The organism is Uliginosibacterium sangjuense (assembly GCF_059132465.1).
In genome coordinates, this window is the sequence record NZ_CP101132.1 from 3,233,730 (window position 1) to 3,258,539 (window position 24,810).

Below are 24,810 nucleotides of genomic sequence, written 5' to 3' on the forward strand. Positions count from 1 at the left end.
GTCACGCGTGACGGCATGCCGATATCATGCCTTCGCGCAGCCACCATCCCAGCCGACGAGCCAACCCGCCTCGTCGGACGCACACCGCGCAGCGGCGGCGCTCCCCACGCCACCCACCCACACAGGGCGCTCTTGCCACCACAGTACTGGCAGGGCGCCCCGGCGCCAGGGCGGAATATCCCGCTCCTGACAGAGTTTGCGCAAGCCCTTGCCCGGCCCGCCGGGCTGCAGGTGCAGCTTGAGGCCCGCCTGCGCGGGCGCCAGGCGCAGGCTGCCGTCCTGCGGCAGGCGCAAGGCCTGCTCTCCCTGCCCCGGAAGGAAGCGCACCCAGCCGTCACCCCAGGGCAGGCTGGCCTGCCCCGTCCACACCTGCGCAACGCAGTCAGCCTGCGCCAGCGGTTCGATCCACAAACTATCGCGCCACCCGCACAGGGCATGACGGCCGCATGGAATGCGTACCCCCGCCGTGCCACCGAGCTGGCGCAGCCAGTCGTCCAGGCGCGCCGAACTGGGCGCCAGCTCGCCCTGCTGCTCAAGCAGCCCGCGCAGCAGATTGCGCGCGCGCGCCGGGCTCAGGCCACGCAGCCGCTGGCGCGCCGTCGCCGGCTCGGCCCGCAGGGCCTGCCAGTCGAGCCGCGCCAGTTCGTCGAGCAGCCCATCGGCTTCGCGCAGATGGCCGGCAGCCCGCGCCAGGGTAGCGCCGGCAGCGGGAAAGCGTTCGCTCAGGCGCGGCAGGATCTGGTGACGCAGGAAGTTGCGGGTGAAGCGGGTGTCCTGGTTGCTGTCGTCCTCGACCCAGGCGAGCGCTTGCTCACATGCGTAATCCAGCAAGGCCTGGCGCGGCTCGTCGAGGAGCGGACGCAGCAGTCGGCGCGCCGGGTCGGCGACCCGCATGCCGGCCGCACCACGCAGGCCGGCGCCACGCAGCAGGTTGTGCAGCACGGTTTCGGCCTGGTCGTCCCGGTGGTGGGCCAGCACGATCCAGTCTGCCTGGCAGGCGGCGAAGGCAGCATGACGCGCCGCCCGCGCCGCCGCTTCCAGGCCACGGCCATCGGTCACCACCGCGACACGCTGCACGTCGAGCGGGACCGCCCGCGCCGCGCAGAGCGATTCACAGTGCCGCGCCCAGTCGTCGGCACGCGGGTTCAGACCGTGGTGGACATGCAATGCGCTGAGATGAAAACCGGCCGTGGTGCGCAGTTGGTCCAGGAGGTGCAGCAGGACGACCGAATCGAGTCCGCCGGACAGCGCCACGCACAGATGGCGCCCGGCCAGCGACGGGCCACAGGCGGCGCAAAGCTGCTGCAACACTCGGGCTGGCAGGGCTTCCATTTACACCGCGCCTCGGCGAAGGAGCGAAACGGGACAGGGGGCGGGCGGCACACGGCCGCCGGCCGGTCAGGCGGCGACTTCCTTGAAGCGGCCGTATTCCATCAGGCGTTCGAAGCGGCGCTCCAGCAGTTCCTCGGTACCGTACTCGGACAGGCTGCGCAGCGTTTCCTGCAAGGCCCGCTTGAGGGCTTGCGCGGCCGCGCGGTGATCGCGGTGGGCGCCGCCCACCGGCTCGTTGACGATCTTGTCGACCAGGCCCAGGGACTTCAGGCGCGAAGCCGTGATGCCCATGGTCTCGGCCGCCTCGCTGGCCTTGTCGGCGCTCTTCCACAGGATGGAGGCGCAGCCTTCGGGCGAGATCACCGAGTAGGTCGAGAACTGCATCATCAACTGCTGGTCGGCCACGGCGATCGCCAGCGCGCCGCCTGAGCCACCTTCGCCGATGATGGTGGAGATGATCGGCACACGCAGCTCGGCCATGACATACAGATTGTGGCCGATGGCCTCGGACTGGCCGCGCTCTTCGGCGTCGATGCCGGGGTAGGCACCGGGCGTATCGACGAAGGTGAATACCGGGATGCCGAACTTCTCGGCCAGGCGCATCAGGCGCAGCGCCTTGCGGTAGCCCTCGGGGCGCGGCATGCCGAAGTTGCGCAGGATCTTTTCCTTGGTGTCGCGCCCCTTCTGGTGGCCGATCACCATGCAGCTCTGGCCGTTGAAGCGGGCCAGGCCGCCCACGATGGCCTTGTCGTCGGCAAACGCGCGATCGCCATGCAGCTCCTCGAAGTCGGTGAACATGTGCTGCACGTAGTCGAAGGTGTAGGGGCGCTGCGGATGGCGAGCCACCTGGGCGATCTGCCAGGGGGTGAGCTTGGCGTAGATCTCCTTGGTCAGCGCCTGGCGTTTGACTTCGAGTCGCGCGATTTCCTCGGAGATGTCGACCGCCGAATCATCCTGCACGAAGCGCAGTTCCTCGATCTTGGTCTCGAGGTCGGCAATGGCTTGTTCAAAGTCGAGGAAAGTGGTTTTGACAGACATGCTGGTGCCCGCGGCATTACTCAAGGCGCGGATTGTACCCGAAGCGCTCCCAGGCTCCGAAGCCCCGCCCGCCGCGGTACAGCATGGACGCAAATGCATCCAGGCGCCCGCCGGTACCGCTCAACCCTCAGCCAGCGTACAGGTAGGCGCGGATCTCGAAGTCGGCGCCATACTCCAGGATGGTGAGCGGCGTCAGCTTGACCGTCTTGCCATTGGCCTTGAGATAGACCGGCACATGGGCGCGCAGGCCCGGCAGGGGCACGGCGACACGTACCGGCTGGCCGCGCTGCAGGGGTTCGAGCAACAGCACCCGCGCCTCGGTGGAGCCGTCGTCGGCGCTGGCCACCACCGGCGTGCCGCCCAGCATCTCGACCCCGACCTGCCCTTCCTGCTCGGAAGAACGCCAGATGCGGCGCACCGCACCGACGCGCCAGCGGTCGCCATCAGTGGAATGCAGCCCCACCAGGGTGCCGACGCTCAACTGGCCGGCGCGCTCGCCCGGCACCGCCAGGCCCACGCCGTGCAGGCTGGCATCGCGCACGACCCACGCCGGCGGCTGGTAGTCGGGCATGTCGCCGGCCAGGCAGGCGGCGAAGCGTTGCAGGCCCTCGACCACCAGCACCTCCCCCGGCATGGGGTAGCGGCGGTGGCGCCGCACCGGCGGCTGGGTGGACCAGCCCTTGATGATGTGCGCCAGCACGCTGGATACGACGCCCGGTGCGCTGTCGCTGCCAGGTTTGAGCACCGCCGGCATGTCGCCCGCGATCACCATGTCCAGCAGCTCTTCCAGCGAGGGCACCGCCACCATGCCGCTGAAGAAGCGCGGCAGGATGGCATTGGCCGGCGTCTTGACCAGGCGGGCCGGCGGCAGTGCGTACTGCGCATCAACCCAGTACAGACTGGCCTGGCTGGGCATGCCGGACAGCTCCAGGTAAGGCAGGGCGTAGTGGATGATGCGTGAGGCGAGTTCCAGGCGCTCCGGGTCGAGCTGGTCCATGCCCACGCTGTGCAGGGCGACCGCCCGCATGTACTCGCGTTCGACCGAACTCTCGGTGGCGCGATCGCTGCGCAGGCGGATGTTCTGGTGCGAGACGCCGCAGCGCACCGCCTGGCGGTAGGCCTGATTGAGGCTCAGCCACACGCTGTGGTCGGCCGGGCCATGCTCGAAGGCGTCCCACTTGGCGCGCTGCGCACCGACGCGGATGGTCCGCACCGCCAGCTCGGCCAAGCGTTGCTGGGCCAGTTCGGCAAAGCGGTCGTCGACCAACAGATTGAGGCAATCGGCATAGGCATCGAGCAGGCAGGCCCAGTGGCTGCGCACCGCGCTCCACAAGCTGCGGCGCTCGGCCCCGCCTTGACGCACAACCGCGAGGTAGCGGTCCACGTGGCCCCGGGCATGGGCCTGCAGGGCCTCGTCGATCATGAACAGGAGCTCCAGGCGCTCGCCCTCGGGAACATCCTGGTTCTGCATCAGGGACTCGATCCAGCCGACGGCGTCGACGAGCGCCGCCTCCGGTGTCGCATCGGACAACCCGCGGATCAGTTGGACGACGCCAGCCGCGCTGGAATCTGGAACCTGACTGGACATCGACGTCTGCATGCCGCCCCCGATTTACCGACTTTTGCAAATTCTACTAAACCACCAGCTTTCGCCAAGCCCATCCTCTCGGGCAGTGAGCGGGGCGCGGGTAGAATGGCGGGCCAAAGTCCAAGGAAGTCCCCATGCGCCAGTATCACGACCTGATGCGCCACGTGCTTGAGCACGGGCACCGCAAGACCGACCGCACCGGCACCGGCACCCTCTCGGTGTTCGGCTGGCAGATGCGTTTCGATCTGGCGGAGGGCTTTCCGGTACTGACGACCAAGAAACTGCATCTGCGCTCCATCATCCATGAACTGCTGTGGTTCCTGCAGGGCGACACCAACATCCGCTACCTGAAGGAAAACGGCGTCTCGATCTGGGACGAGTGGGCCGACGAAGATGGTGAGCTTGGCCCCGTCTACGGCAAACAGTGGCGCCGCTGGGAAGCGCCGGACGGTCGGGTGATCGACCAGATCAGCCAGTTGGTGGAGGGACTCAAGCACAACCCGGACTCGCGCCGCCACCTGGTCAGCGCGTGGAACCCCGCCGAAGTCGGCAAGATGGCCCTGCCGCCCTGCCATGCGCTGTTCCAGTTCTACGTGGCCGACGGCAAGCTGTCCTGCCAGCTCTACCAGCGCAGCGCGGACATCTTTTTGGGTGTGCCCTTCAACATCGCCAGCTACGCCCTGCTGACCTTGATGCTGGCACAGGTCTGCGGCTACCGCCCGGGTGAATTCGTACACACCCTGGGCGACGCGCATCTCTACCTGAACCACCTGGATCAAGCGCGCCTGCAACTGACGCGTGACTTCAGGCCGCTGCCGACCATGCACATCAATCCCGAGGTCACGGACATCTTTGCCTTCCGCTTCGAGGACTTCCGCCTGGACGGCTACGACCCGCACCCCTCCATCGCCGCACCGATCGCGGTGTGAGGAGCCGACCATGACCCGCATCGCCCTCATCGCCGCCGTGGCGCGCAACGGCGTGATCGGCCGCGACAATGCGCTGATCTGGCGCCTGCGCGACGACATGCGCCACTTCAAGAACCTGACCACCGGCCACGCCGTCATCATGGGGCGCAAGACCTGGGACTCCCTGGGCCGCCCGCTGCCCAACCGACGCAATATCGTGATCACGCGCCAGCGTAATCTTGGCGCCCCCGGCGCCGAGGTCGTGCATTCGCTGGAGGATGCCCTGTCGCGCTGTGCCGGCGACAACATCGCCTTCATCATCGGCGGCGGACAGATCTACGCCGAGGCCCTTCCGCTCGCCCACCTGCTGTACCTCACCGAGGTCGATTGCACACCGGAGGGGGACGCCCGCTTTCCCGCGATCGACGCGGCGCTATGGCAGGAGTATCAGCGCAGCGCGCATCCCGCCGACGAATTCAACGAACATCCCTTCGCCTTCGTCGAATACAGGCGCCGCTGACTCGCCACACAACTCACCACAAAAAAAGGGAGCCTCTCGGCTCCCTTTTCTCTTGCTGCGTGCGCTTAGCTGCCGATGCGACCACCGTCGTTCTTGGTGATCATCACCGTTGCCGAACGCGGGCGCTTGCCCGCGCCGTAGCCGGCGTTGCTGGGCCACTGGCTGGTGTACTTCGTCGGGTCGGCCAGGTTGGCGACAGTGGTGCCATCACCCGGGTGTTGCACGTTGACGAACAGCACCTTGCCGTCGGGCGACTCGCACACGCCGGTGATTTCCTGATCGGAAGGGCCAACCAGGAAGCGCTTGAGCGTGTCGGTAGTGGGCTTCTTGCCCATCTTGGTGGTCACCGTGGTGCTGCCACTGGTCACGCTGACGTCGCCGCCATCGCCCACCTTGCCCGGCAATGCAGCCAGCATCATGCAGTTGGTCACATCGGTATAGGCACCATCGTCGGTCTGGATCCAGCAGATGCCGGTGCTGCTGGTGAAGGCCAGGCCGTCGGGGCTGGAGAAATCGTTGTCCTTGCCCAGGCCCGACAGGTTGACGTTGGCGGCCGGCGAGGTTTCCTCGGCACCGAACACGTAGACATCCCACTTGAAGCTGGTGGCCGCAGCGTCGTCGCCCGTTTCGGCGATGCGGATGATGTGGCCGTGCACATTGCCGTTCTGCGTCGCCGCGCCCTTGGTATCGCTGTAGGCACGCGGGTTGGCAGCATCCACCGTGGCGGCGGCGCGGCTGCTGCTGTTGGTCATGGTGAAGTAGATTTCACCGGTGGCCGGGTTGGTGCCGCACCACTCGGGACGGTCCATCTTGGTCGCGCCCACTGCGTCGGCAGCCAGGCGTGCATTGATCACCACGTCGCCCTGGTCGGCGAAGGCGTAGGTCGCGTAGCCGCTGACCGCCGTGTTGCTGATGTTCAGCTCGATCCAGGTACCCGTGCCATCGGCGTTGAACTTGGCCACGTACAGCTTGCCATTGTTCAGGTACTTGTCGCCGGTGGCGATGCGGTTGGCCGGGTTGGCATCCGCCGCGCTCCAGGGCGTGGCCGAGACGAACTTGTAGACGTATTCGTTCTGCGCATCGTCACCCATGTACACCGCCAGTGCCTTGCCGGCCACCGGGCGCGAGAAGGCCGCGCCTTCGTGGTTGAAGCGGCCCATCGCGGTGCGCTTCTTGACCGCGGCCGTCTTGTCGTAGGGGTCGATCTCGGTGAGGTAGCCCTGGCCGTTCAGCTCGTTGCGATAGTCATCGGTGCCATCGGCGGCCACGCCCTTCACGCTGATGTCCCAGCGCGCATACTGGTCGGCAGCGCCAGCCGTCTCCCAGCCATAACGGCTGGAGGTGTTCTGGTTACGGCCGTAGCGCTTGAGGGCGGTCACGCTCTTGGCGTCGCGCAGCGCATCGTCGCCTGCCGCGCGCTTGAAGTAGCCAGCCCAGTTTTCCTCGCCGGTCAGCAGGGTGCCCCAGGGCGTCTTGCCCGTGCCGCAGTTGTTGATCGTGCCACGGGTCTTGCTGCCATCGGTGGAGTACTTGGTCTTGAGCAGGGCGTGACCAGCAGCCGGGCCAGCGATCTGGATCTCGCTCAGCGCGGTGACGCGGCGGTTGAAGGCCGAGCCTTGCACGGTGGCGAACTTGCCACCGGTCTTCTTGATCTCGACGACCGACACGCCATGCGCGGCAACTTCCTTGTCCACCTCGGCGGCCGGGCGCGTGCCCGAGGTCGGACCATTGACGTGCAGGAACTGCGGCGTGATGTATTCGTGGTTGATGGCCAGCAGCGCGCGGTCATTGGCGCTGGCATCCGGCGTGCCGGCAGCGGACAGGCCGAAATACTCCATGCCGTCATGGCAGTCGCCGGCGCGGTTGTCGAAATCGCTGTCGGTGCCGTCGTTCTTGTAGGCAGGCGTAGCAGCGGCGAGCGGATCGCCACAGGCGTAGATCACCGTGGCGGTGTAGCCGACGGGAACGGTGAACACATCGGCCAGGCTCTTGGCCACGGCCGTGAAACCCAGCAGGGTCTCGGTGTTGCCCGGTGCTGCCGGGGTGCTGCTGTCATCGGAACCAGAGCCCCCACAGGCACTCAGGCCGAAAGAAGAGAAGAAGGCCAGGCCGGCACCGCCGACACCGCCGCGCAACAAGCTGCGGCGGCTCAGGCGGGCGTCCAGGATCTCCTGGATCGACGGGTTGTTGCTGTCGTTATGCCCGATGTCATCGGGGTCGACGCCATTGGCGTCGAGGACGTGGTTGTATTTGCTCATGTTGTGTGGCTCCAGCCGGGGTCGGAAAAACCCGCGAAGCCTACGCAACGGCCGTTACGGCTGGATGACAAACGGGTTTCAGCAGGACCATGGGCCGCCCGTGGGCAGCCCAGATCCTGCATGGCGCGCCACCGCTACTGGGTGCCGCCGCGTCCCGACCAGGCTTTCGCCATACGCTGCTGAACCTCTGCGGGTGCCGGCTCGTAGTGACTGAAGCTCACCGAGAAACTGCTGTCACCGGCCAGCAGGGACTTGGCGCGCGCCTCGAAACCCTCCATCTCGGCCAACGGCACCTGCGCCGTGATGTCGGTCCAGCCCGGCTGTGGCGCATCGGTGCCCATCAGGCGGCCACGACGACTGGAAAACTCGCCGGAGAGGTTGCCGAAGTGCTCGTCCTGCACCCGGATCACCACGGTCACGATGGGCTCCAGCAACATGGGGCGGGCTGACGCGATGGCCTCCAGCACCGCGTGCCGCGCCGCCGTCACGAAGGAGATTTCGTTCGAGTCCACCGCATGGTGCTTGCCGTCGATGATGATCACCCGCAGGTCCTGCACCGGGAAGCCGGCCAGCGCACCCTCCGCCAAGGCTTGGCGCACCCCCTTCTCCACCGCCGGCATGAACTGGCCCGGGATGGTGCCGCCCTTCACATGATCGACGAACTCGAAACCGGCCCCGCGCGCCAGCGGTTCCACCTTCAGTGCCACCTCGCCGAACTGGCCGGCGCCACCGCTCTGCTTCTTGTGCCGGTAGCGCGCCTCGCCCAGGCTGCCGATGGTTTCACGGTAGGGCACGGTGGGTGACGCGGTGTCGAGCTTGAGTCCCCAGCGTGTCTGCAACTGCTCCAGGATCACTTTCAGATGGGCCTCGCCCAGGCCACGGATCACCGTCTTCTTGGCCTGCTCGTCGTACTCGATGGCCAGGCACGGGTCTTCATCGCGCAGCATGTGCAGCGCTTCGGACAGCTTCTGCTCGTCGCCCAGCTTCTGCGGCATCAACGCCAGGCCGGCCACCGGCTGCGGGAACACCGGCGCCTGCAGATGAAAACGGTCTTCGTCATGAGAATCGTGCAGCACCGCGTCGCGATGGATCTCGTCGATGCGCGCCACGGCCAGGATGTCGCCGGTCACGCCCACGGGCACTTCGACCTGGTTCTTGCCCTGCAGGCGCAGCAGGTGGGAGGCCTTGAAGGGCTTGCGCGCCTCGCCGACGTAGAGCTGGGTATTCGGTCGCACCGTGCCCTGGTGGATGCGGAAGATGCCCAGCTTGCCGCGATACGGATCATTGGCAACCTGGAACACATGGGCGATGACGTGCCCCTCGCCGTCCGGCAACACCTGCACCGGCTGCGCCTCGGCGCCCTCCCCCTTGAGGAAGTGCGGCGGATTGCCCTCGGTCGGGTCCGGCATCAGGCGGCCCAGCACCTCCAGCAACTCCTTGACGCCCGCCCCGCTGCGGCTGGAGGTGAAGCAGACGGGAATCAGATGCCCCTCGCGCAGGGCCTGCTCGAAGGGCGCATGCAGTTGTTCAGGGCTCAGCGATTCCCCTTGTTCCAGGTAGACCGCCATCAGCTCTTCGTCCAGCTCGACCACCTGATCGACGACATTGTCATGCGCCGCGCGGACCGAGGAGAAGGCCGCCGGCACGTCGTACTCGGGCTGGAAGAAGCAGTCGATGACGCGCGAACCGTCCGCGCTGGGCAGGTTGATCGGCAGGCACTCGCGGCCGAACACCTCGCTGATGCGCGTCATCAGCGCCGGCAGATCGGCGCCGGGCGCATCCATGCGAGTCACGACGATCATGCGGCACAGGCCCTGCGCCGCCTCCATCATGCGCCGCGTCATCATCTCGATGCCCGCCGTCGCGCTGATGCACACGGCCGCCGTCTCCACCGCCTCCATCGCGGCGAGCGCACGGCCCATGAAATCGGGGGTTCCCGGGGTGTCGAGCAGGTTGATCCAGTGCTGCGCCCACTCCAGGTGCGCCACGCTCGTGAACACCGAGCGCCCCAGCGCCTTTTCCTGTGGATCGAAATCGCTGACGGTATCACCACGCTCGATGCTGCCAGCCGCGCCGATGGCGCCGCTGGCCGCCAGCAAAGCATCGAGCAGGGTAGTCTTGCCGGCACTCGCCGCGCCGACGAGCGCGACGTTCCGGATATCACGGACCGAGTCGGGAGTCATGGTCTCCTCCTAGTGGTCGAACCAGTACGGTCCGCCTCGGTCTGCGACCAGGGAAGCCTGCCCCGCCCTTGCATCCACGGCACGCCATACCGCCACGCGAGCACTGGACGCCGCACGGATCAAGCTGGCCTGGAGACGACTCGGCGCCGCTCCAGCTCATGGTTGGGTTAAGAAAGTCTTGCGCTTCGATTCTGCGCCCGCGCCGCATGGCCGGCGCCTGCGCTGGGTCAACTGGCGCGGCGCGCCATCGCGATGCCGCACAGCACCAATGCACACCCCAGCAACTGCAGCGGAAGCAGCCACTCATTGAACAGCATGGCTGCGATCCAGGCCGCTGTCACGGGCTGGATCAACAGGGTCAGCGAGGCCAGGCTGGCGCGCACATGCCCCACGGCCCAGGTGATCAGGCCCTGGCCCAGCACCTGGGCGACCAGTGCGATGGCGATCACCGCCGCCCAGCCTTGGGCCGAGGCCGGCATGACCCGCTCACCCAGCGCCCAGATCACCGGCGCCAGCACCACAGGCGTGACGATGGCCGAGACGGCCAGGATGTGGGCCGTGTGGTAGTAGCGCCGGCAGTGCTTCACCGCGAGCTGGTAACCGGCGTAGAAGACCGCCGCCAGCAGCGCGATGGCGTCCCCCGCCAGCTCGCGCGGCGACAGGTCCAGGCTGGCCTTGACCAGCAGCGCCGCCCCGCCCAGCGCGACCAGCATGGCCAGCACGAAGCGCCCGCCGATGCGCTCGCCCAGCCACAGTACGCCACCCAGGGCAACGAAGATGGGCGCCAGATTCAGGATGAAGGTGGAGTTGGCCACCGTGGTGAAGTGGATCGCCACATGCCACAGTGCCAGGTCGGCCGCGAGCAGCACGCCGGCCAGCACCAGCCACCATGGCCCGGAGGCCGGCGGCGGCGCCACCGTCACGCCGCGCACACGCCACCACCAGGCCAGCGCGAAGGGAATGGACAGGCCCAGACGCCAGGCCACGACGGACACCGGCCCGACGTCCGCCAGGCGCACGCAGATCGGCGCGGCGGCGATGCACATGGCGCCCAGCACCAGCAGGATCAAGGCCAGCCGGCGCGGGCTGGCGGCGGAAGCGGTGGGAGAGGCCAAGAAAGACACCCAGACTGCGACAAGGGCCGGATCATCGCACAGGCACGGCAAGGGCTCGCGCATGAGGGGTATCGGAACGGCACGCAGACTCGATTTGTGACCCGAGCGCGACAGGTGCTCGGGGTAAAATTGCGGGATGCCTGAAATCAGTCCCTCCTCCCCCGCTTTCGTCCACCTGCGCCTGCATACCGAGTTCTCGATCGAGGACGGCATCACGCGCATCGACGACGCCATCGCCCTCGCCGCCCAGGACGGCATGCCCGCCCTGGGCATTTCCGACCTCGCCAACCTGTTCGGCATGGTCAAGCACTACAAGGGCTGCCGTGGCGCGGGCATCAAGCCGGTCATCGGCGTCGACGCCTGGATCAGCAACGAGGCCGACAGCAGCAAGCCCAGCCGTGTACTGCTGCTGGTCAAGCATCGCGAGGGCTACCGCCAGTTGTGCGAGCTGTTGACGCGCGCCTACCTGGAGAACAAGCATCGTGGTCACGCCGAGCTGAAGAAGGAGTGGCTCACGGCGGACTCGGCCTCCGGCCTGATCTGTCTGTCCGGCGCCCTGTGCGGCGACATCGGTGCCGCCATCACAGCCGGCAATCTGACGGCTGCCGAAGCGCTGGCACGCGACTGGGCCGCGCGCTTCCCGCACAGTTTCTACATCGAGCTGCAGCGTGCCGGCCATGCAGGCACCGAGAACTACATCCACGATGCCCTGCAGATCGCCGGCAAGCTGGAATTGCCGGTGGTTGCCACGCACCCGATCCAGTTCGCCAAGCGCGAGGACTTCAAGGCCCACGAGGCGCGCGTCTGCATTGCCCAAGGCTATGTGCTGGCCGACAACCGCCGGCCCAAGCTGTTCACCGAAGAGCAGTACTTCAAGACGCAAGCGGAGATGGTGGAGCTGTTCGCCGATCTGCCGGAGGCGCTGGAGAACGCGGTCGAGATCGCCAAGCGCTGCTCGCTGAGCGTCACCCTGGGCAAGAACTTCCTGCCACAGTTCCCCACGCCGGACGGCATGACGCTGGACGACTTCCTGGTCTTCGAGGCCAAGCGCGGGCTGGAGGAACGCCTGGAACAGCTCTACCCCAACCCGGTGGATCGCGAGCGCGAACGCCCGCGCTACGAAGAGCGACTGAAGTTCGAGACCGACACCATCATCCAGATGGGCTTCCCCGGCTACTTCCTGATCGTGGCCGACTTCATCCAGTGGGGCAAGAACAACGGCGTGCCGATCGGCCCCGGGCGGGGTTCCGGCGCCGGCTCGCTGGTGGCCTACTCACTCAAGATCACCGACCTCGACCCCACCGCCTACGCCCTGCTGTTTGAGCGTTTCCTGAACCCCGAGCGGGTATCGATGCCCGACTTCGACATCGACTTCTGCCAGGAGAAGCGCTACCTGGTCATCGACTACGTGCGCCAGCGCTACGGCGAGGACGCGGTGAGCCAGATCGCCACCTTCGGCACCATGGCCTCCAAGGCCGTGGTGCGCGACGTCGGCCGCGTACTGGACCTGCCCTACGGCCTGTGTGACAAGCTCTCCAAGCTGATCCCGGTGGTGCAGAACAAGCCGGTCTCGCTGCAGGAAGCCCTGGAGCAGGAACCGGCCATCAAGGAAATGATGGAAGACGCGGGCGACGGTGAGTCCGTCACCGAATTGTGGGAACTGGCCCTGCCGCTGGAAGGCATGACGCGCGGCGTCGGCATGCATGCCGGCGGCGTGCTGATCGCACCCGGCAAGATCAGCGACTTCTGCCCGATCTACCTGGCCGACGGCGCCGATGCCACCACCGTGTCGCAGTTCGACAAGGACGACGTGGAGGCCATCGGCCTGGTGAAGTTCGACTTCCTGGGCCTGCGCAACCTGACGATTATCGAGCTCGCGCTCAAGTACGTCGAAAAGCTCACCGGCGAGCGCCCCGACCTGATGGCGCTGGGCTTCGAAGATCCGGCCGCCTACCAGATCCTGAAGGACGCGAACACCACCGCGATCTTCCAGGTGGAATCGGACGGGATGAAGAAGCTACTCAAGAAGCTCGGCCCCGACCGCTTCGAAGACATCATCGCCGTGCTGGCGCTCTACCGACCGGGCCCGCTGGGCTCCGGCATGGTGGACGACTTCATCCTGCGCAAGCAGGGCAAGCAGGAGATCGACTACTTCCACCCGGACCTGAAAGCCTGCCTGGAACCGACCTACGGGGTCATCGTGTACCAGGAACAGGTGATGCAGATCTCGCAGATCATCGGCGGCTACACCCTGGGCGGCGCCGACATGCTGCGCCGGGCCATGGGCAAGAAGAAGGCCGACGAGATGGCCAAGCACCGCGCGACCATCGCCGAAGGCGCGGCCAAGCAAGGCTACGACCCCAAGCTGGCCGAGCAACTGTTCGACCTGATGACCAAGTTCGCGGAGTACGGCTTCAACAAGTCGCACACCGCCGCCTACGCCGTGGTCACCTACCACACGGCCTGGCTCAAGGCGCACCACTGCGCGGCCTTCATGGCCGCCACCCTGTCGTCCGACATGGACAACACCGACACGGTCAAGATCTTCTATGAAGACACCGTGGCCAACGGCGTCAAAGTGCTGCCGCCGGACGTGAACCACTCCAACTACCGCTTCGAGCCCACCGACGCCCAGACCGTGCGCTACGGGCTGGGCGGCGTGAAGGGCGTGGGCGAACCGGCGGTGCTGTCCATCATCGCGGCGCGCGAGGCGGGCGGCCCGTTCAAGGACATCTTCGACTTCTGCGCCCGCGTCGACCGCCGCGCGGTTAACCGCCGTGCCGTCGAGGCGCTGATCCGCGCCGGCGCGCTGGACGAGATCGCCCCCAGGACGCCGGACGGCAAGCCGCATCGCGCCAAGCTGATCGCCACCGTGCCGGTGGCCATGGAAGCGGCCGATCAGGCCGCCGCCAGCGCCGGCCAGGGCGGCCTGTTCGACATGGGCGACGGTCCCTCCGCCATCGCGCCGGAATACAACGAGGCCCGCCCCTGGACCGAGCGCCAGCAACTGACCGAGGAGAAGACCGCCATCGGCTTCTTCCTCTCCGGCCACCCGTTCAACAGCTTCCGCACCGAGGTGCGCCGCTTCGTGCGCAACTCGCTGTCGCGCCTGGAACCCAAGCGCGAGCCGCAGATGCTGGCCGGCGTGGTGTCGGCGGTGCGCACCAAGATCGGCCAGCGCGGCAAGATGGCCTTCGTGTCGCTGGACGACGGCAGCGCCCAGGTCGATGTGACGGTCTATTCCGAAGTGCTGGACGCCAACAAGGGCAAGATCCAGCCCGACGAGGTGCTGATCGTCGAAGGCAAGGTCAGCAACGACGACTTCACCGGCGGCTTCCGCATCGTGGCCGACAAGCTGATGAGTCTGGGAGAGGCGCGCAGCCGCTACGCGCGCGGACTGACGGTCCGGATCAATGGCCAGGTCCGCACCAGCGGCGGCCCCCGGGCGACGGCCGAGCGGCTTTTCGACTTGCTGTCCGCTTATCGGGCAAACCCTCAAGACGGCGCCAGCCCGGTTCGTTTACAGTACAAGAACGCGCAGGCCATGGCCGAACTGCCCTTCGGCGACAAATGGACCGTGCGGCTGGATGACAAGCTCATTGACTCCCTGCGAGATTGGCTATCATCAGATTGCGTAGAGATTCAGTACCCTTGACCCCATGAACGCGAACCGTCCGCTCCGTCTTCTGTGCCTGATCGGCGCCAGCCTGCTGGCCCCGCAGATCGCGTATGCGGACAGTTACGGCCTGCGCGTGCCGGGCCAGACCTGGACGATCAAGGGCAAGGATTCCACGCAAGGGCTCAGCCTGGCCATCGGCAACGACGACCTGGGCGTCGGCCCCCTCAGCCTGTCGCCCAATACGCCGCGCCTGGCGCCCTCTTCCGCCTACGGCATCAGCCGCAGCACCGGTACCTGGGCCGACTGGCAGCCCTTCAACAATGGCTGGCGCACCTCGGCCGGCCTGGTGTGGCAGCAGAACCTTGCTGCCGACCCGATCTCCAGTACCGCCAGCGAAGCCATCGCCACCCCCTTCCTCGGCTTCGGCTGGAGCGGCACGCCCGCGACCCAGAGCAACTGGCGCCTGTCGGCCGAGATGGGTGCTTACGTCGGCGGCTCCGAGTGCGGCCTCGCCAGCTCCGGTTGCCAGAGCAGCGGCAGCGGCCTGCGCGCCTCTTCGTCCTCGTCCGGCGGCATGCGCATCACGCCCTACCTGAGCGTAGGCGCGTCCTACCTGTACTGAACTCCCTGCGGGGCCACACGCCGCCGCGCCTCAATTGCGGCCGCACGCTGCCGATATAGTGCGGGCGTAGTCCAGCATCATCCTGATCGCAACGCACAAGGGAGTCATCACACATGAAGAAAATCGTACTGGCACTCGCCGCCCTGGCCCTGTCCTCCACCGCCCTGGCCGAGGCGGGTGCAGGCGTGCGCATTGGCACCAACGGTCTGGGCGTCGACCTCGCCTATGCCTTCAACAACTCGCTGAGCGCGCGGATCGGCTATTCCTATGCCAACTTCGGCTTCAGCTACAACGACACCGACGTGGAGTACGACTCGACGCTGAAGCTGTCCAACCTGAACTTGCTGCTGGACTGGAACGTGGCCGCTGGCTTCCGCATTACCGCCGGCCTGGTGCCGCAGAAGAACAAGATCGAGATCACCGGCAAGCCCACCGGCGGCTCGTACACCCTCAATGGCGTGACCTACAACGCCAGCGACATCACGGACCTGTCGGGCAAGATCGAGTCCGGCAACTCGGTGGCGCCCTACCTGGGCATCGGCTACGGCATCGTGGCGGGCCGCGGGGTGAACTTCTACGCCGACCTGGGGGTGCAATACCAGGGTTCGCCCAAGGTCGGCCTGTCGGCCACCTGCGGCGCCACACTCAGCGCCTCGGCCTGTTCAGGCCTGCAGAACAACGTGGCGGCCGAGCAGGCCAAGCTGACCGACGACGTGAAGAACTTCAAGTGGTACCCGGTGCTGAGCATCGGCCTGACGGTCGGTTTCTGAACCGGACATGCCAGAATGAGAGGGCGCCTGCGGGCGCCCTTTTTCATGCCGACGAATCCCATGTCCATCCTGCCTCTCGACACCACGCTGCTGAGCGCCCTGAGCGAAAGAGCACGGGCGGCCCCCCGCCGCCGCCAGAACCTGAACCTGCACGCGCACGCGGAGGCGAACTGCCATCGTTTCTTCAACGCGATGGAGCCGGACTCCTACGTGGTGCCGCACCGTCACCAGGACGCGGGCAAGGAAGAAACCATGATCGTGCTGCGCGGCCACATGGCGCTGCTGTGCTTCGACGATGCCGGCGCGCTCAGCGAGCGCCATCTGCTGAGGCCGGACGGTCCCTGCTTCGGCGTGCACGTCCCGCTGAACACCTGGCATAGCGTGGTGGCCCTGGAGACGGGCACGGTGTTCCTGGAGACCAAGGGTGGGCCCTACCTGCCGCTGGGGGCAGCCGACTTCGCGCCCTGGGCGCCGCGCGAAGGCAGCCCGGACGCCGCGGCTTATCTCGAGCACCTGCGCCGCCTGGCGCTGGGCTGAGGCTCAGTCCAGCACCACCACCGGCATGCCCGGACGCAGCAGGCCCTGCCCGGCGGGGCGGACGTTCTGGCCGAACAGCACGCCGGCCTCGGTCTTGCGGTAGCGCGCCAGCGTGCGCAGTGGTTCCTGCAAGGGCGAGCGCTCGCCACTCGCGGGATCGACCGTGGTGAAGGCACAACGCTCGCAGGGCTTGCTGATCTCGAACTCCAGTTCGCCGATGCGGATGCGTCGCCAGCCGTCCTCGGCAAAGGGCTCTGCCCCGGCAATCACCAGATTGGGCCGAAAGCGGTCCATGCGCACCGGCTGCGCCAGGCGGCCATTGAGGTCGGCCAGCGATCCTTCGCCGATCAGCAACAAGGGATAGGCGTCGACGAAACGCAAGGGGAGCTCGGGTGCATAGGCACGCCGTCGCGCGGGTGTCTCGCCGGCGTACAGCAGGCGCACCGGCCGGCCGAGGAAGTCCGTCAGCCACGCATCGGCCTGCGCATGGCCGGCCCAGGCGCTGAAGCCATCGCGCCAGACCTCGGTGGCCAGCGCTTCGCGCATGTCCGCCTGGGCGATCTCCAGCGTAGGCCGCCCCGCAGCCTCCAGCCGCAAGCCTTGCGAGAGGGGCGTGGCACGGACCAGCACCAGGCGCGGGTCACCCCGCCCCGTCACCATGCGGCCGCCGGGCTCCACCACCATCCAGGCGCGATCGCCGTCTACCCCGCTGGGCGTGATCCGGGCCTCGGCCAGCGTCTGCGCGGCGGCGGACTTGAGGGGGTAGCGGTACAGCGCGGACAGGTGCATGTGTGCCCGATCAGGTGGCGGTCGTGACGACACGCAGACCGGGCTGGCGCAGGCCGATGCCCTGGCGCAGCACGTTCATCAGGACTTCGTGGGTCACCGGCGGGCAGAAGTAGTAGCCCTGCGCCTCGCGACAGCCCTCGCGGATGAGGAAGTCGACCTGGGCGCGGCCCTCGGCCCCTTCGGCCACCACGTCAAGCTTGAGGCTGCGCCCCATCTGGATGATCGCGCGCACGATGGCGGCGTCATCCGGGTCGTCGGCCACGTCGCGCACGAAGCTCTGGTCGATCTTCAGACGGTCGACGGCAAAGCGCTTGAGATAGGTCAGCGAGGAGTAGCCGGTACCGAAATCGTCGATCGACAGGCGCACGCCCAGCGCCTTCAGTTGGGCCAGCGTGCCCTGCACGTCCTGGTGGTGCACCAGCAGGCTCTCGGTCAGCTCCAATTCCAGGCGCTCGGGCGCCAGCCCGGTTTCGGCGAGGATCTCGCGCACGCTTTGCACAATGTCGTCGCGACGGAACTGCAGCGCGGAGATGTTGACCGCCACCGCCACCGCCGGCAGACCGGCATCCAGCCAGGACTTGGCGTCCAGGCAGGCCTGCCGCAGCACCCAGCGACCGATCGGCACGATCAGGCCGGACTCCTCGGCGATCGGGATGAAGCGTCCCGGCGGCACGAAGCCCAGCGCCTCAGACTGCCAGCGGATCAGCGCCTCCACGCCCACCACCTCGCCCGTGACCAGATCAACCTGGGGCTGGTAGTTGAGCAGCAGTTCGCCACGTTCCAGGGCGTGACGCAGATGGTTCTCCATCTGCAGGCGCTCCAGCGCGTTGGCATTCATCTCCTCGGTGAAAAAGCGATAGGTGTTCCGTCCGCTTTCCTTGGCGTGGTACATCGCCGTGTCGGCGTTCTTCATGATGCTGTCGGCATCGAGCCCGTCATTGGGATAGATGGCGATGCCGATGGAGAAGGAGGTGCCCAGCTTGTGGCCGTCGATGTCGAAGGGTTCGGACAGGCGACGCAGGATCTTTTGGGCCACGCGCGCCGGCACGTCGGCGTCATGCACGTCGGTCAGGGCAATCAGGAATTCGTCCCCGCCCTGGCGGCACACGGTGTCGGTATCGCGCACGCAATGGGTGAGCCGCTCGGCCACCGATTGCAGCAGGCGGTCGCCAGCCAGGTGGCCGAGCGAATCGTTGATGGTCTTGAAGCGGTCGAGGTCGAGGAACATCAGCGCAACCATCTCGCCGTTGCGCTCGGCGCGCGCCAGGGCCTGCTCGAGGCGATCCTGGAACAAGGTGCGGTTGGGCAGCGTGGTCAGCGGGTCGTGGTGGGCGAGGAAGGCGATGCGCGCCTCGTTGGCCTTGCGCTCGGTGATATCCGAGAAGACCGCCACGTAGTGGGTGATCTTGCCGGCCTGGTCCTTGACCGCACTGATCGACAGCCATTCGGGGAATTCGCTGCCATTGCGGCGGCGCTGCCAGATTTCGCCCTGCCAGTAGCCCTGGCTGCTGGCGATCTGCCAGATGCTCTCGTAATGCGAGATGTCGTGGCGGTTGGAGGACAGGATGCTGGGGGTCTGGCCGATCACGTCGCCACCGGCAAAGCCGGTCAGGTCGGTGAAGGCGCGATTGACCGACAGGATGCGCCGCCGCGCATCGGTGATCATGATCGCCTCGATGCTGTTGTCGAACACCGTGGCCGCCAGGCGCAGCTCTTCCTCGGCGCGCCGCTGCGCCGTGATGTCGGTCAGCGTCAGTACCACTGGATGCAGGCCGGTGCCGGCGTCCAGCGGCAAGGGCTCGGCGCGCGCATGCAGCCAGTGGCGCGCACCGTCGCGGCGATCCACGCCGAGCACCGCGCTGGCCGAATGACCATCGCGCATGGCCAGCGCGCCAGGCAGCTCCTCCACCGGGCAATGGGAGCCATCCTCGCGCGTGAAGCGGATCGCCAGCGGTTCGTGCAAGGGCGGGAAGGCGGCGTCGGTCGTCACGTCGTACATGCGGCGCGCCGCGTCGTTGGCGATGATCACCTGGCCCGAAGCGTCGCGCATGATCACGCCCTCGCGCATCGCGCCCATGATCGTGCGCAGGCGCTGCTCGCTGTCGCGCAGTTCCTGCTCGGCCTGCTTGCGCGCGGTGACATCCTCGATCACCTCCATGAACTGGCCGGTCGCGCCACGGCGCGATTGCACCAGCGACATGGTCAGGTGCACCCACACGAACTCGCCACGTGCGCGACGCAGGCGCTTCTCGATCGAGTAGGTCTCACTGCTCCCCAGCACCAGTTCGTCGAGCAGGCGCTCGTTGCGCTCGATGTCGTCTGGATGCGTGATGTCGCGGAAGTCGAAGCCGCGCAGCTCGGCCTCGGAATAGCCGCTGATCTCGCAGTAACGGTGATTGACGCGAATAAAGCCGCCGCTGACCGCGCACAGTGCCATACCCACCGAGGCCTGCTCGAAGGTGCTGCGGAAGCGTGCCTCGCTGTCCTCCAGCGCCGCCTCGGAGGCTTTGTGGGAACTGATGTCGACGAAGATGCCGCGCATGCCGACGACATGGCCGCGGACCGCAAGGATCGGCGAGCGCAGGTCGCGCACGAAGACCTCGTGGCCATCGACATGGCGCAGTCGGTACTCGCAGTCGCGCGGGCCAGGATTGGAGATCTGTTCGCGCAGGAAGGTCATGGCGATGCCCACATCCTCGGGATGCAGGCGCGAGCGCCAGAATCCAGAGCGCTTCCAGTCCTCTATCTGGAAGCCCAGCAAGTTTTCGCCAGGTGCGGACACGTAGGTGAAGCAATCGGCGCCGATGTCGTATTCCCAGGCCACGACGTTGGTGCCTTCCAGCAGCACACGGAAGCGCTCCTCGCTGATCTGCAGGGCACGCGCATGGGCCAACGATTCCGCCAGCTTGCGGCGATACAGCATCGCCGCCGCGAACAGCAGGCTGACCGCCCCACCGATGATCAACACCTCGGCCGAAGCGCCGAACCAGGGGCTGCTTTCCGCCGCCCAGGCCCGGGCGGGCTGCAGCACGGCTGCGCAGCCGGCAAGGCACCGCCCTGAACTGGCAAACCGCGAGACGGATCGGTGCATCGAAGACAGCCCGGCAGAAGTTCGTCTAAGCCCTGCGCCAGCGGCCATCACGCGGCCCCGGCACATCCCAAGCGGGCAAGACTATAAGAAGCCGCGACAAAAGGGAACGCGAGCGAGATGGCAAGTGTTCAAGGCGCCGCACAATGGCTGCGCTTCACCGCCGCCCCCGCCCGCCCGGGCATTGGCGCAGCCCGCGCTGGACCGACCCAAGGTCCGCACCTACACGCTCGAACGCTGGGTGAATCCTTCCACCCGCTCGGCGCTCTCCTCGACCTCCAGCGCGTCTACCCGCGCGTGCGCCGGGCCATGGCTTGCCCAATGCATGATCGCCGCCACCGCGTCCGGGGAGCCGACCACCAGCGCCTCCACCCGCCCGTCGTGCAGGTTACGCACCCAGCCCGCCACGCCCAGGCGCCGCGCCGTCTCCACCATGTGCCAGCGGAAGCCCACACCCTGCACGATGCCGCGTACCAGCAGGCGCCGCCCGATGTGTTCCGGCTCCGCGCTCACTCCTCCTCCTTGATCAGTTCGCGCGCCCGCGCCTGCGCCTGTTCCAGCGTGTCGCACAGATTCTGCACCCCCAGCAGGGCGGCAAAACCGGAGCGTTGCACGATGGAGGCCGGCTGCACGCCCAGCCCACACACCACCACCACGCAGTTCTGCCGGGCCAGGGCTCGGGTGAGGCCGCGCAGCCAGTCCACACCCGAGGTGTCGATGTTGAGCACGCGCGACAGGTCCAGCACCAGTACGTCAGCGCGGATGACGGCGGGGTCCAGTTGGTGGTCCAGGCGCGAAATGGCGCCGAAGAAGATCGAACCGTGGAGGGCGTACTCCAGCACCCCGGCCGGCTGGTCGGGGCGCAGCACGGGCTGGGCCGTGGTCAGGTCCTGCATGCGATAGATGAAGAACAGGCTGGCCAGCACCATGCCGATTTCGACCGCGATGGTGAGGTCGAACAGCACGGTCAGCAGAAACACGCTGAGCAAGATGACCCGGTAGTTCCAGCTGAAGTGACGCAGTCGCGCGAACTCGTGCCATTCACCCATGCGCGCGGCCGTCACCACCACGATGGCGGCGAGCACCGGGATCGGCACCCAGTCGGCCAGAGGGGCAGCCACCAGCACCACGACCAGCAGCGTGATCGCATGCACGATGCCGGCCACCGGCGTGCGCCCACCGGCGCGGATGTTGGTCGCGGTGCGTGCAATGGCGCCGGTGGCGGCGATCCCGCCGAAGAATGGGGCGGCGATATTGGCCACCCCCTGGGCGAACAACTCCTGGTTGGGGTCGTGGCGGTCGTCGACCTGCGTGTCCGCGACGCGCGCCGACAGCAAGGATTCGATGGCCCCCAGCAACGCGATGGTGATGGCCGGTGCCAGCAGTTGCCCGAGCGCCGACAGGGAAGGCAAGGGGAAGCTGGGCACCGGGATTTCCTGCGGGATGCCCGAGAAGCGCGACCCGATGGTTTCCACCGGCAGCGCCAGGAGCACGCTCACCAGGGTCCCAGCAACCAGCCCCACCAATTGCGATGGCAGCACCGCCCAGGCGGGGCGGCTACGCACCACGCGCCCCCACAACACGATCACCGCGACTGTGCCCGTGGCCAGCAAGGACGCGGACAGGCTGGCGCTCGGCAGGAACTCGAACAGCACGCGCATGCGGGCGAAGAATTCGGCCGGCAGGTTGCCGACCGACAGGCCGAGGAAATCCTTCACCTGCGACAGGCCGATCACCACCGCAATGCCATTGGTGAAGCCGATCACGACCGAGATCGGAATGAAGCGGATCATCGCCCCGAGCCCCCCCAATGCCATGCCGACCAGCAAGAGGCCGGCCAGGAAGGTCGCCGCCAGCATGTTGCTGATGCCGTGCGTCGCCACGATGGCGTACAGGATGGGAATGAAGGCCCCGGTGGGGCCACCGATCTGCACCCGCGAGCCGCCCAGCAAGGAGATCAGCAGGCCGGCCACGATGGCAGTCCACAAACCGGCGGAAGGACTGACGCCGCTGGCGATGGCAAAGGCCATGGCCAACGGCAGGGCCAGCACGCCGACCGTCACGCCCGCCGACAGGTCGGCCACGAAGGCCGGCTTGTCATAGCCGACCAGGGTTTCGCGCAGCTTGGGTTTGAACTTGAAACGGAAAGACAGGGCCACTTCTGATTACTCCCGACTGAGACTGAAAACAGGGAACAGGCTTGTTTCAGTCCCGATCGGGAGCGTGCAGATGCTGGATCAACCAGCGGCGACGTGCAGTCAGTGGCATGCGGCGAGGATCGAAAGCGGTGCCTGCATTGTAGTCCGCCCGGTCAAATTCTTTTCGCGCCGCAGCATAAAGATCACTTCACCCGCATGCCCGGCTGCGCACCGCTGTCCGGCGACAGGATGAACAGGCCTGGCACCTCGCCCTTGTCGTCGGAAGCCGCCAGCACCATGCCTTCGCTCATGCCGAACTTCATCTTGCGCGGCGCCAGGTTGGCCACCATCACAGTCAGGCGACCGACCAGCGTGGCCGGGTCGTAGGCCGACTTGATGCCGGCAAAGACCTGGCGCGGACGCTCCTCGCCGATATCGAGCTGCAGCTTGAGCAACTTGGCCGCGCCTTCCACGTGCTCGGCCGACACGATCTTGGCGATGCGCAGGTCAACCTTGCCGAACTCGTCGATGCTGATGAAGGGCTCGAAGCCATCGGCCGCCTCGCTTGCCACCTTGTCGACATGCGCCTGTTGTTGCGCATGCTTGGCCGGGTCCTTGGCAACTTCCTTCGCAGGCTCGGCGGCCGGGGTTTCGGGCAGGTCGAACAGCTTGTCCATGATCTTGGCATCCACGCGGGTCATCAGGTGCTCGTAAGGGTTGATGGCAGTCAGCGGCGACTCGTCGTCCCAGGCCGCAAAGCTGCAGTTCAGGAAGACCCCGACCTTGGCCGCGGTGGCCGGCATGATCGGCGCAAGCATCGCGGTCAGGATGCGGAAGGCATTCAGCGCCACGCTGCACACCTGGTGCAGCTCGGCCTCGGCGCCTTCCTTCTTGGCCAGCTCCCAGGGCGCGTGGGCATTGATGTACTCGTTGCTGCGGTCGGCCAGCGCCATGATCTCGCGGATCGCCTTGGAGAACTCACGCTCGTCCAGGTACTGGCGCACCGTGGCCTTGGCGGCGCGCAGCTCGGCCAGCAGCGCCTCGCCTTCGGCCGGCAGCGCGGCTGTCAGCTTGCCCTCGAAGCGCTTGGTGATGAAGCCGGCGCAGCGACTGGCGATGTTCACGTACTTGCCGACCAAGTCGGAGTTGATGCGGGCGACGAAGTCCTCGGGATTGAAGTCCAGGTCTTCCACGTTGGCGTTGAGCTTGGCGGCGATGTAGTAGCGCAGCCATTCCGGGTTCATGCCGATGTCCAGGTAGCGCAGCGGGCTGATGCCGGTACCGCGCGACTTGCTCATCTTTTCGCCCGACACGGTGATGAAGCCATGCACGTAGACGTTGTCCGGCACCTTGTAGGGCTGACCTGCGAAATGCAGCATGGCGGGCCAAAACAGACAGTGGAAGTACACGATGTCCTTGCCGATGAAGTGCACCTGGCGCGTGGCCGGATCGGCCAGGAAGGCGTCGAAGTCGATGCCCTTCTTGCCGAAGTAGCTCGCCAGGCTGGCGAGGTAGCCGACCGGCGCGTCCAGCCACACGTAGAAGTACTTGCCCGGGGCGTCGGGGATCGGGATACCGAAGTACGGCTCGTCGCGCGAGATGTCCCAGTCAGCCAGGCCGCCCTCGCCCGACAGCCACTCCTGGGCCTTGTTGGCGATCTGCGGCTGCAGGCGACCGTCCTGGGTCCAGCCCTTGAGAAAGTCCACGCAGCGCGGGTCGGACAAGCGGAAGAAGAAATGCTCCGACTCGCGGATCACCGGCGTCGCGCCGGTCAGCGCGGAAACCGGGTTCTTCAGCTCGGTCGGCGCATACACCGCGCCACAGACCTCGCAGTTGTCGCCGTTCTGGTCCTTCGCGCCACATTTCGGGCATTCGCCCTTGATGTAGCGATCGGGCAGGAACATCGACTTGACCGGGTCGAAGAACTGCTCGATCACCTTGCGGTCGATGAAGCCGGCCTCGCGCAGCTTGCGGTAGATGTCCTGCGACAGGCGCGTGTTCTCCTCCGAATCGGTCGAGTGCCAGTGGTCGAAGCTGATGTGGAAACCGTTCAGGTACTGCGGCCGTTCGGCCGCGATGCGGGCGACAAGTTGCTGCGGCGTGATGCCCTCGCCCTCGGCCTTGAGCATGATAGGCGCGCCATGCGCGTCGTCGGCGCAGACGAAGTGCACCTCGTGCCCCTGCATGCGCTGCAGCCGCACCCAGATGTCGGCCTGGATGTATTCCATGATGTGGCCGATGTGAAAAGAGCCGTTGGCGTAGGGCAATGCGGTCGTGACGAAGAGCTTGCGGGACATGGTGCGCA

At 66.9% G+C, this 24,810-nt stretch carries 17 protein-coding genes; 6 read left to right on the top strand and 11 right to left on the bottom strand.

What is annotated here, in order from left to right:
- Window positions 1-24: 24 nt before the first annotated feature.
- From tilS to NMB43_RS14850, 3 genes are all read right to left on the bottom strand, one after another.
- Window positions 25-1,332, bottom strand: coding sequence for a tRNA lysidine(34) synthetase TilS (gene tilS, locus NMB43_RS14840; RefSeq protein ID WP_494348937.1), 1,308 nt, complete (start codon window positions 1,330-1,332; stop codon window positions 25-27).
- Window positions 1,333-1,398: 66 nt separating this feature from the next.
- Window positions 1,399-2,370: an acetyl-CoA carboxylase carboxyltransferase subunit alpha gene (locus NMB43_RS14845; protein ID WP_494348938.1), complete on the bottom strand. Its 972-nt coding sequence runs from the start codon at window positions 2,368-2,370 to the stop codon at window positions 1,399-1,401.
- A 127-nt stretch (window positions 2,371-2,497) separates the two neighbouring features.
- The gene (locus NMB43_RS14850) at window positions 2,498-3,958 is read right to left on the bottom strand and encodes a cyclic-di-GMP receptor FimW-related protein (RefSeq protein WP_494348939.1); all 1,461 of its coding nucleotides are present in this window, start codon (window positions 3,956-3,958) and stop codon (window positions 2,498-2,500) included.
- Window positions 3,959-4,092: 134 nt separating this feature from the next.
- Here NMB43_RS14850 and NMB43_RS14855 point away from each other — a divergent pair, with 134 nt between their 5' ends.
- Together NMB43_RS14855 and NMB43_RS14860 are read left to right on the top strand one after the other, a co-directional pair.
- Window positions 4,093-4,887, top strand: a complete 795-nt coding sequence (locus tag NMB43_RS14855) for a thymidylate synthase (RefSeq protein ID WP_494348940.1) — start codon at window positions 4,093-4,095, stop codon at window positions 4,885-4,887.
- A gap of 10 nt (window positions 4,888-4,897) precedes the next feature.
- Window positions 4,898-5,386, top strand: a complete 489-nt coding sequence (locus NMB43_RS14860; RefSeq protein ID WP_494348941.1) for a dihydrofolate reductase — start codon at window positions 4,898-4,900, stop codon at window positions 5,384-5,386.
- A gap of 65 nt (window positions 5,387-5,451) precedes the next feature.
- On the opposite strand, the gene NMB43_RS14865 is transcribed toward NMB43_RS14860, so the two are convergent.
- The 3 genes from NMB43_RS14865 to NMB43_RS14875 form a co-directional block, all read right to left on the bottom strand.
- Entirely contained in the window at window positions 5,452-7,644 is a 2,193-nt protein-coding gene (locus NMB43_RS14865) for a PhoX family protein (protein WP_494348942.1), read from the bottom strand.
- A 134-nt stretch (window positions 7,645-7,778) separates the two neighbouring features.
- The gene (fusA, locus tag NMB43_RS14870) at window positions 7,779-9,827 is read right to left on the bottom strand and encodes an elongation factor G (RefSeq protein ID WP_494348943.1); all 2,049 of its coding nucleotides are present in this window, start codon (window positions 9,825-9,827) and stop codon (window positions 7,779-7,781) included.
- 227 nt (window positions 9,828-10,054) lie between these two features.
- Window positions 10,055-10,942 carry a DMT family transporter gene (locus tag NMB43_RS14875; protein ID WP_494348944.1) on the bottom strand — a complete coding sequence of 296 codons (888 nt, stop codon included), beginning with the start codon at window positions 10,940-10,942 and terminating at the stop codon, window positions 10,055-10,057.
- 136 nt (window positions 10,943-11,078) lie between these two features.
- Here NMB43_RS14875 and dnaE point away from each other — a divergent pair, with 136 nt between their 5' ends.
- The 4 genes from dnaE (at window position 11,079) to NMB43_RS14895 (ending at window position 16,490) form a co-directional block, all read left to right on the top strand.
- On the top strand, window positions 11,079-14,597 hold the full coding sequence (gene dnaE / locus NMB43_RS14880) for a DNA polymerase III subunit alpha (RefSeq protein ID WP_494348945.1): 3,519 nt from the start codon (window positions 11,079-11,081) through the stop codon (window positions 14,595-14,597).
- Window positions 14,598-14,601: 4 nt separating this feature from the next.
- Window positions 14,602-15,183, top strand: a complete 582-nt coding sequence (locus tag NMB43_RS14885) for a hypothetical protein (protein WP_494348946.1) — start codon at window positions 14,602-14,604, stop codon at window positions 15,181-15,183.
- Between the two features lie 113 nt (window positions 15,184-15,296).
- The gene (locus NMB43_RS14890) at window positions 15,297-15,953 is read left to right on the top strand and encodes a hypothetical protein (protein ID WP_494348947.1); all 657 of its coding nucleotides are present in this window, start codon (window positions 15,297-15,299) and stop codon (window positions 15,951-15,953) included.
- Window positions 15,954-16,013: 60 nt separating this feature from the next.
- On the top strand, window positions 16,014-16,490 hold the full coding sequence (locus NMB43_RS14895) for a WbuC family cupin fold metalloprotein (protein WP_494348948.1): 477 nt from the start codon (window positions 16,014-16,016) through the stop codon (window positions 16,488-16,490).
- A 3-nt stretch (window positions 16,491-16,493) separates the two neighbouring features.
- On the opposite strand, the gene NMB43_RS14900 is transcribed toward NMB43_RS14895, so the two are convergent.
- The 5 genes from NMB43_RS14900 to metG all read right to left on the bottom strand — a co-directional run bounded on the left by NMB43_RS14900 (window position 16,494) and on the right by metG (window position 24,802).
- The gene (locus NMB43_RS14900) at window positions 16,494-17,279 is read right to left on the bottom strand and encodes an MOSC domain-containing protein (RefSeq protein ID WP_494348949.1); all 786 of its coding nucleotides are present in this window, start codon (window positions 17,277-17,279) and stop codon (window positions 16,494-16,496) included.
- A gap of 10 nt (window positions 17,280-17,289) precedes the next feature.
- Window positions 17,290-20,310 carry a sensor domain-containing protein gene (locus tag NMB43_RS14905; protein ID WP_494348950.1) on the bottom strand — a complete coding sequence of 1,007 codons (3,021 nt, stop codon included), beginning with the start codon at window positions 20,308-20,310 and terminating at the stop codon, window positions 17,290-17,292.
- Window positions 20,311-20,589: 279 nt separating this feature from the next.
- Window positions 20,590-20,880: an acylphosphatase gene (locus tag NMB43_RS14910; RefSeq protein WP_494348951.1), complete on the bottom strand. Its 291-nt coding sequence runs from the start codon at window positions 20,878-20,880 to the stop codon at window positions 20,590-20,592.
- Window positions 20,877-22,526 (bottom strand): SulP family inorganic anion transporter, encoded by a 1,650-nt coding sequence (locus NMB43_RS14915; RefSeq protein ID WP_494348952.1) that lies wholly within the window; start codon window positions 22,524-22,526, stop codon window positions 20,877-20,879. The genes NMB43_RS14910 and NMB43_RS14915 overlap by 4 nt, the downstream gene beginning before the upstream one ends.
- Before the next feature lie 182 nt (window positions 22,527-22,708).
- Entirely contained in the window at window positions 22,709-24,802 is a 2,094-nt protein-coding gene (gene metG, locus NMB43_RS14920) for a methionine--tRNA ligase (RefSeq protein WP_494348953.1), read from the bottom strand.
- Window positions 24,803-24,810: the final 8 nt, after the last annotated feature.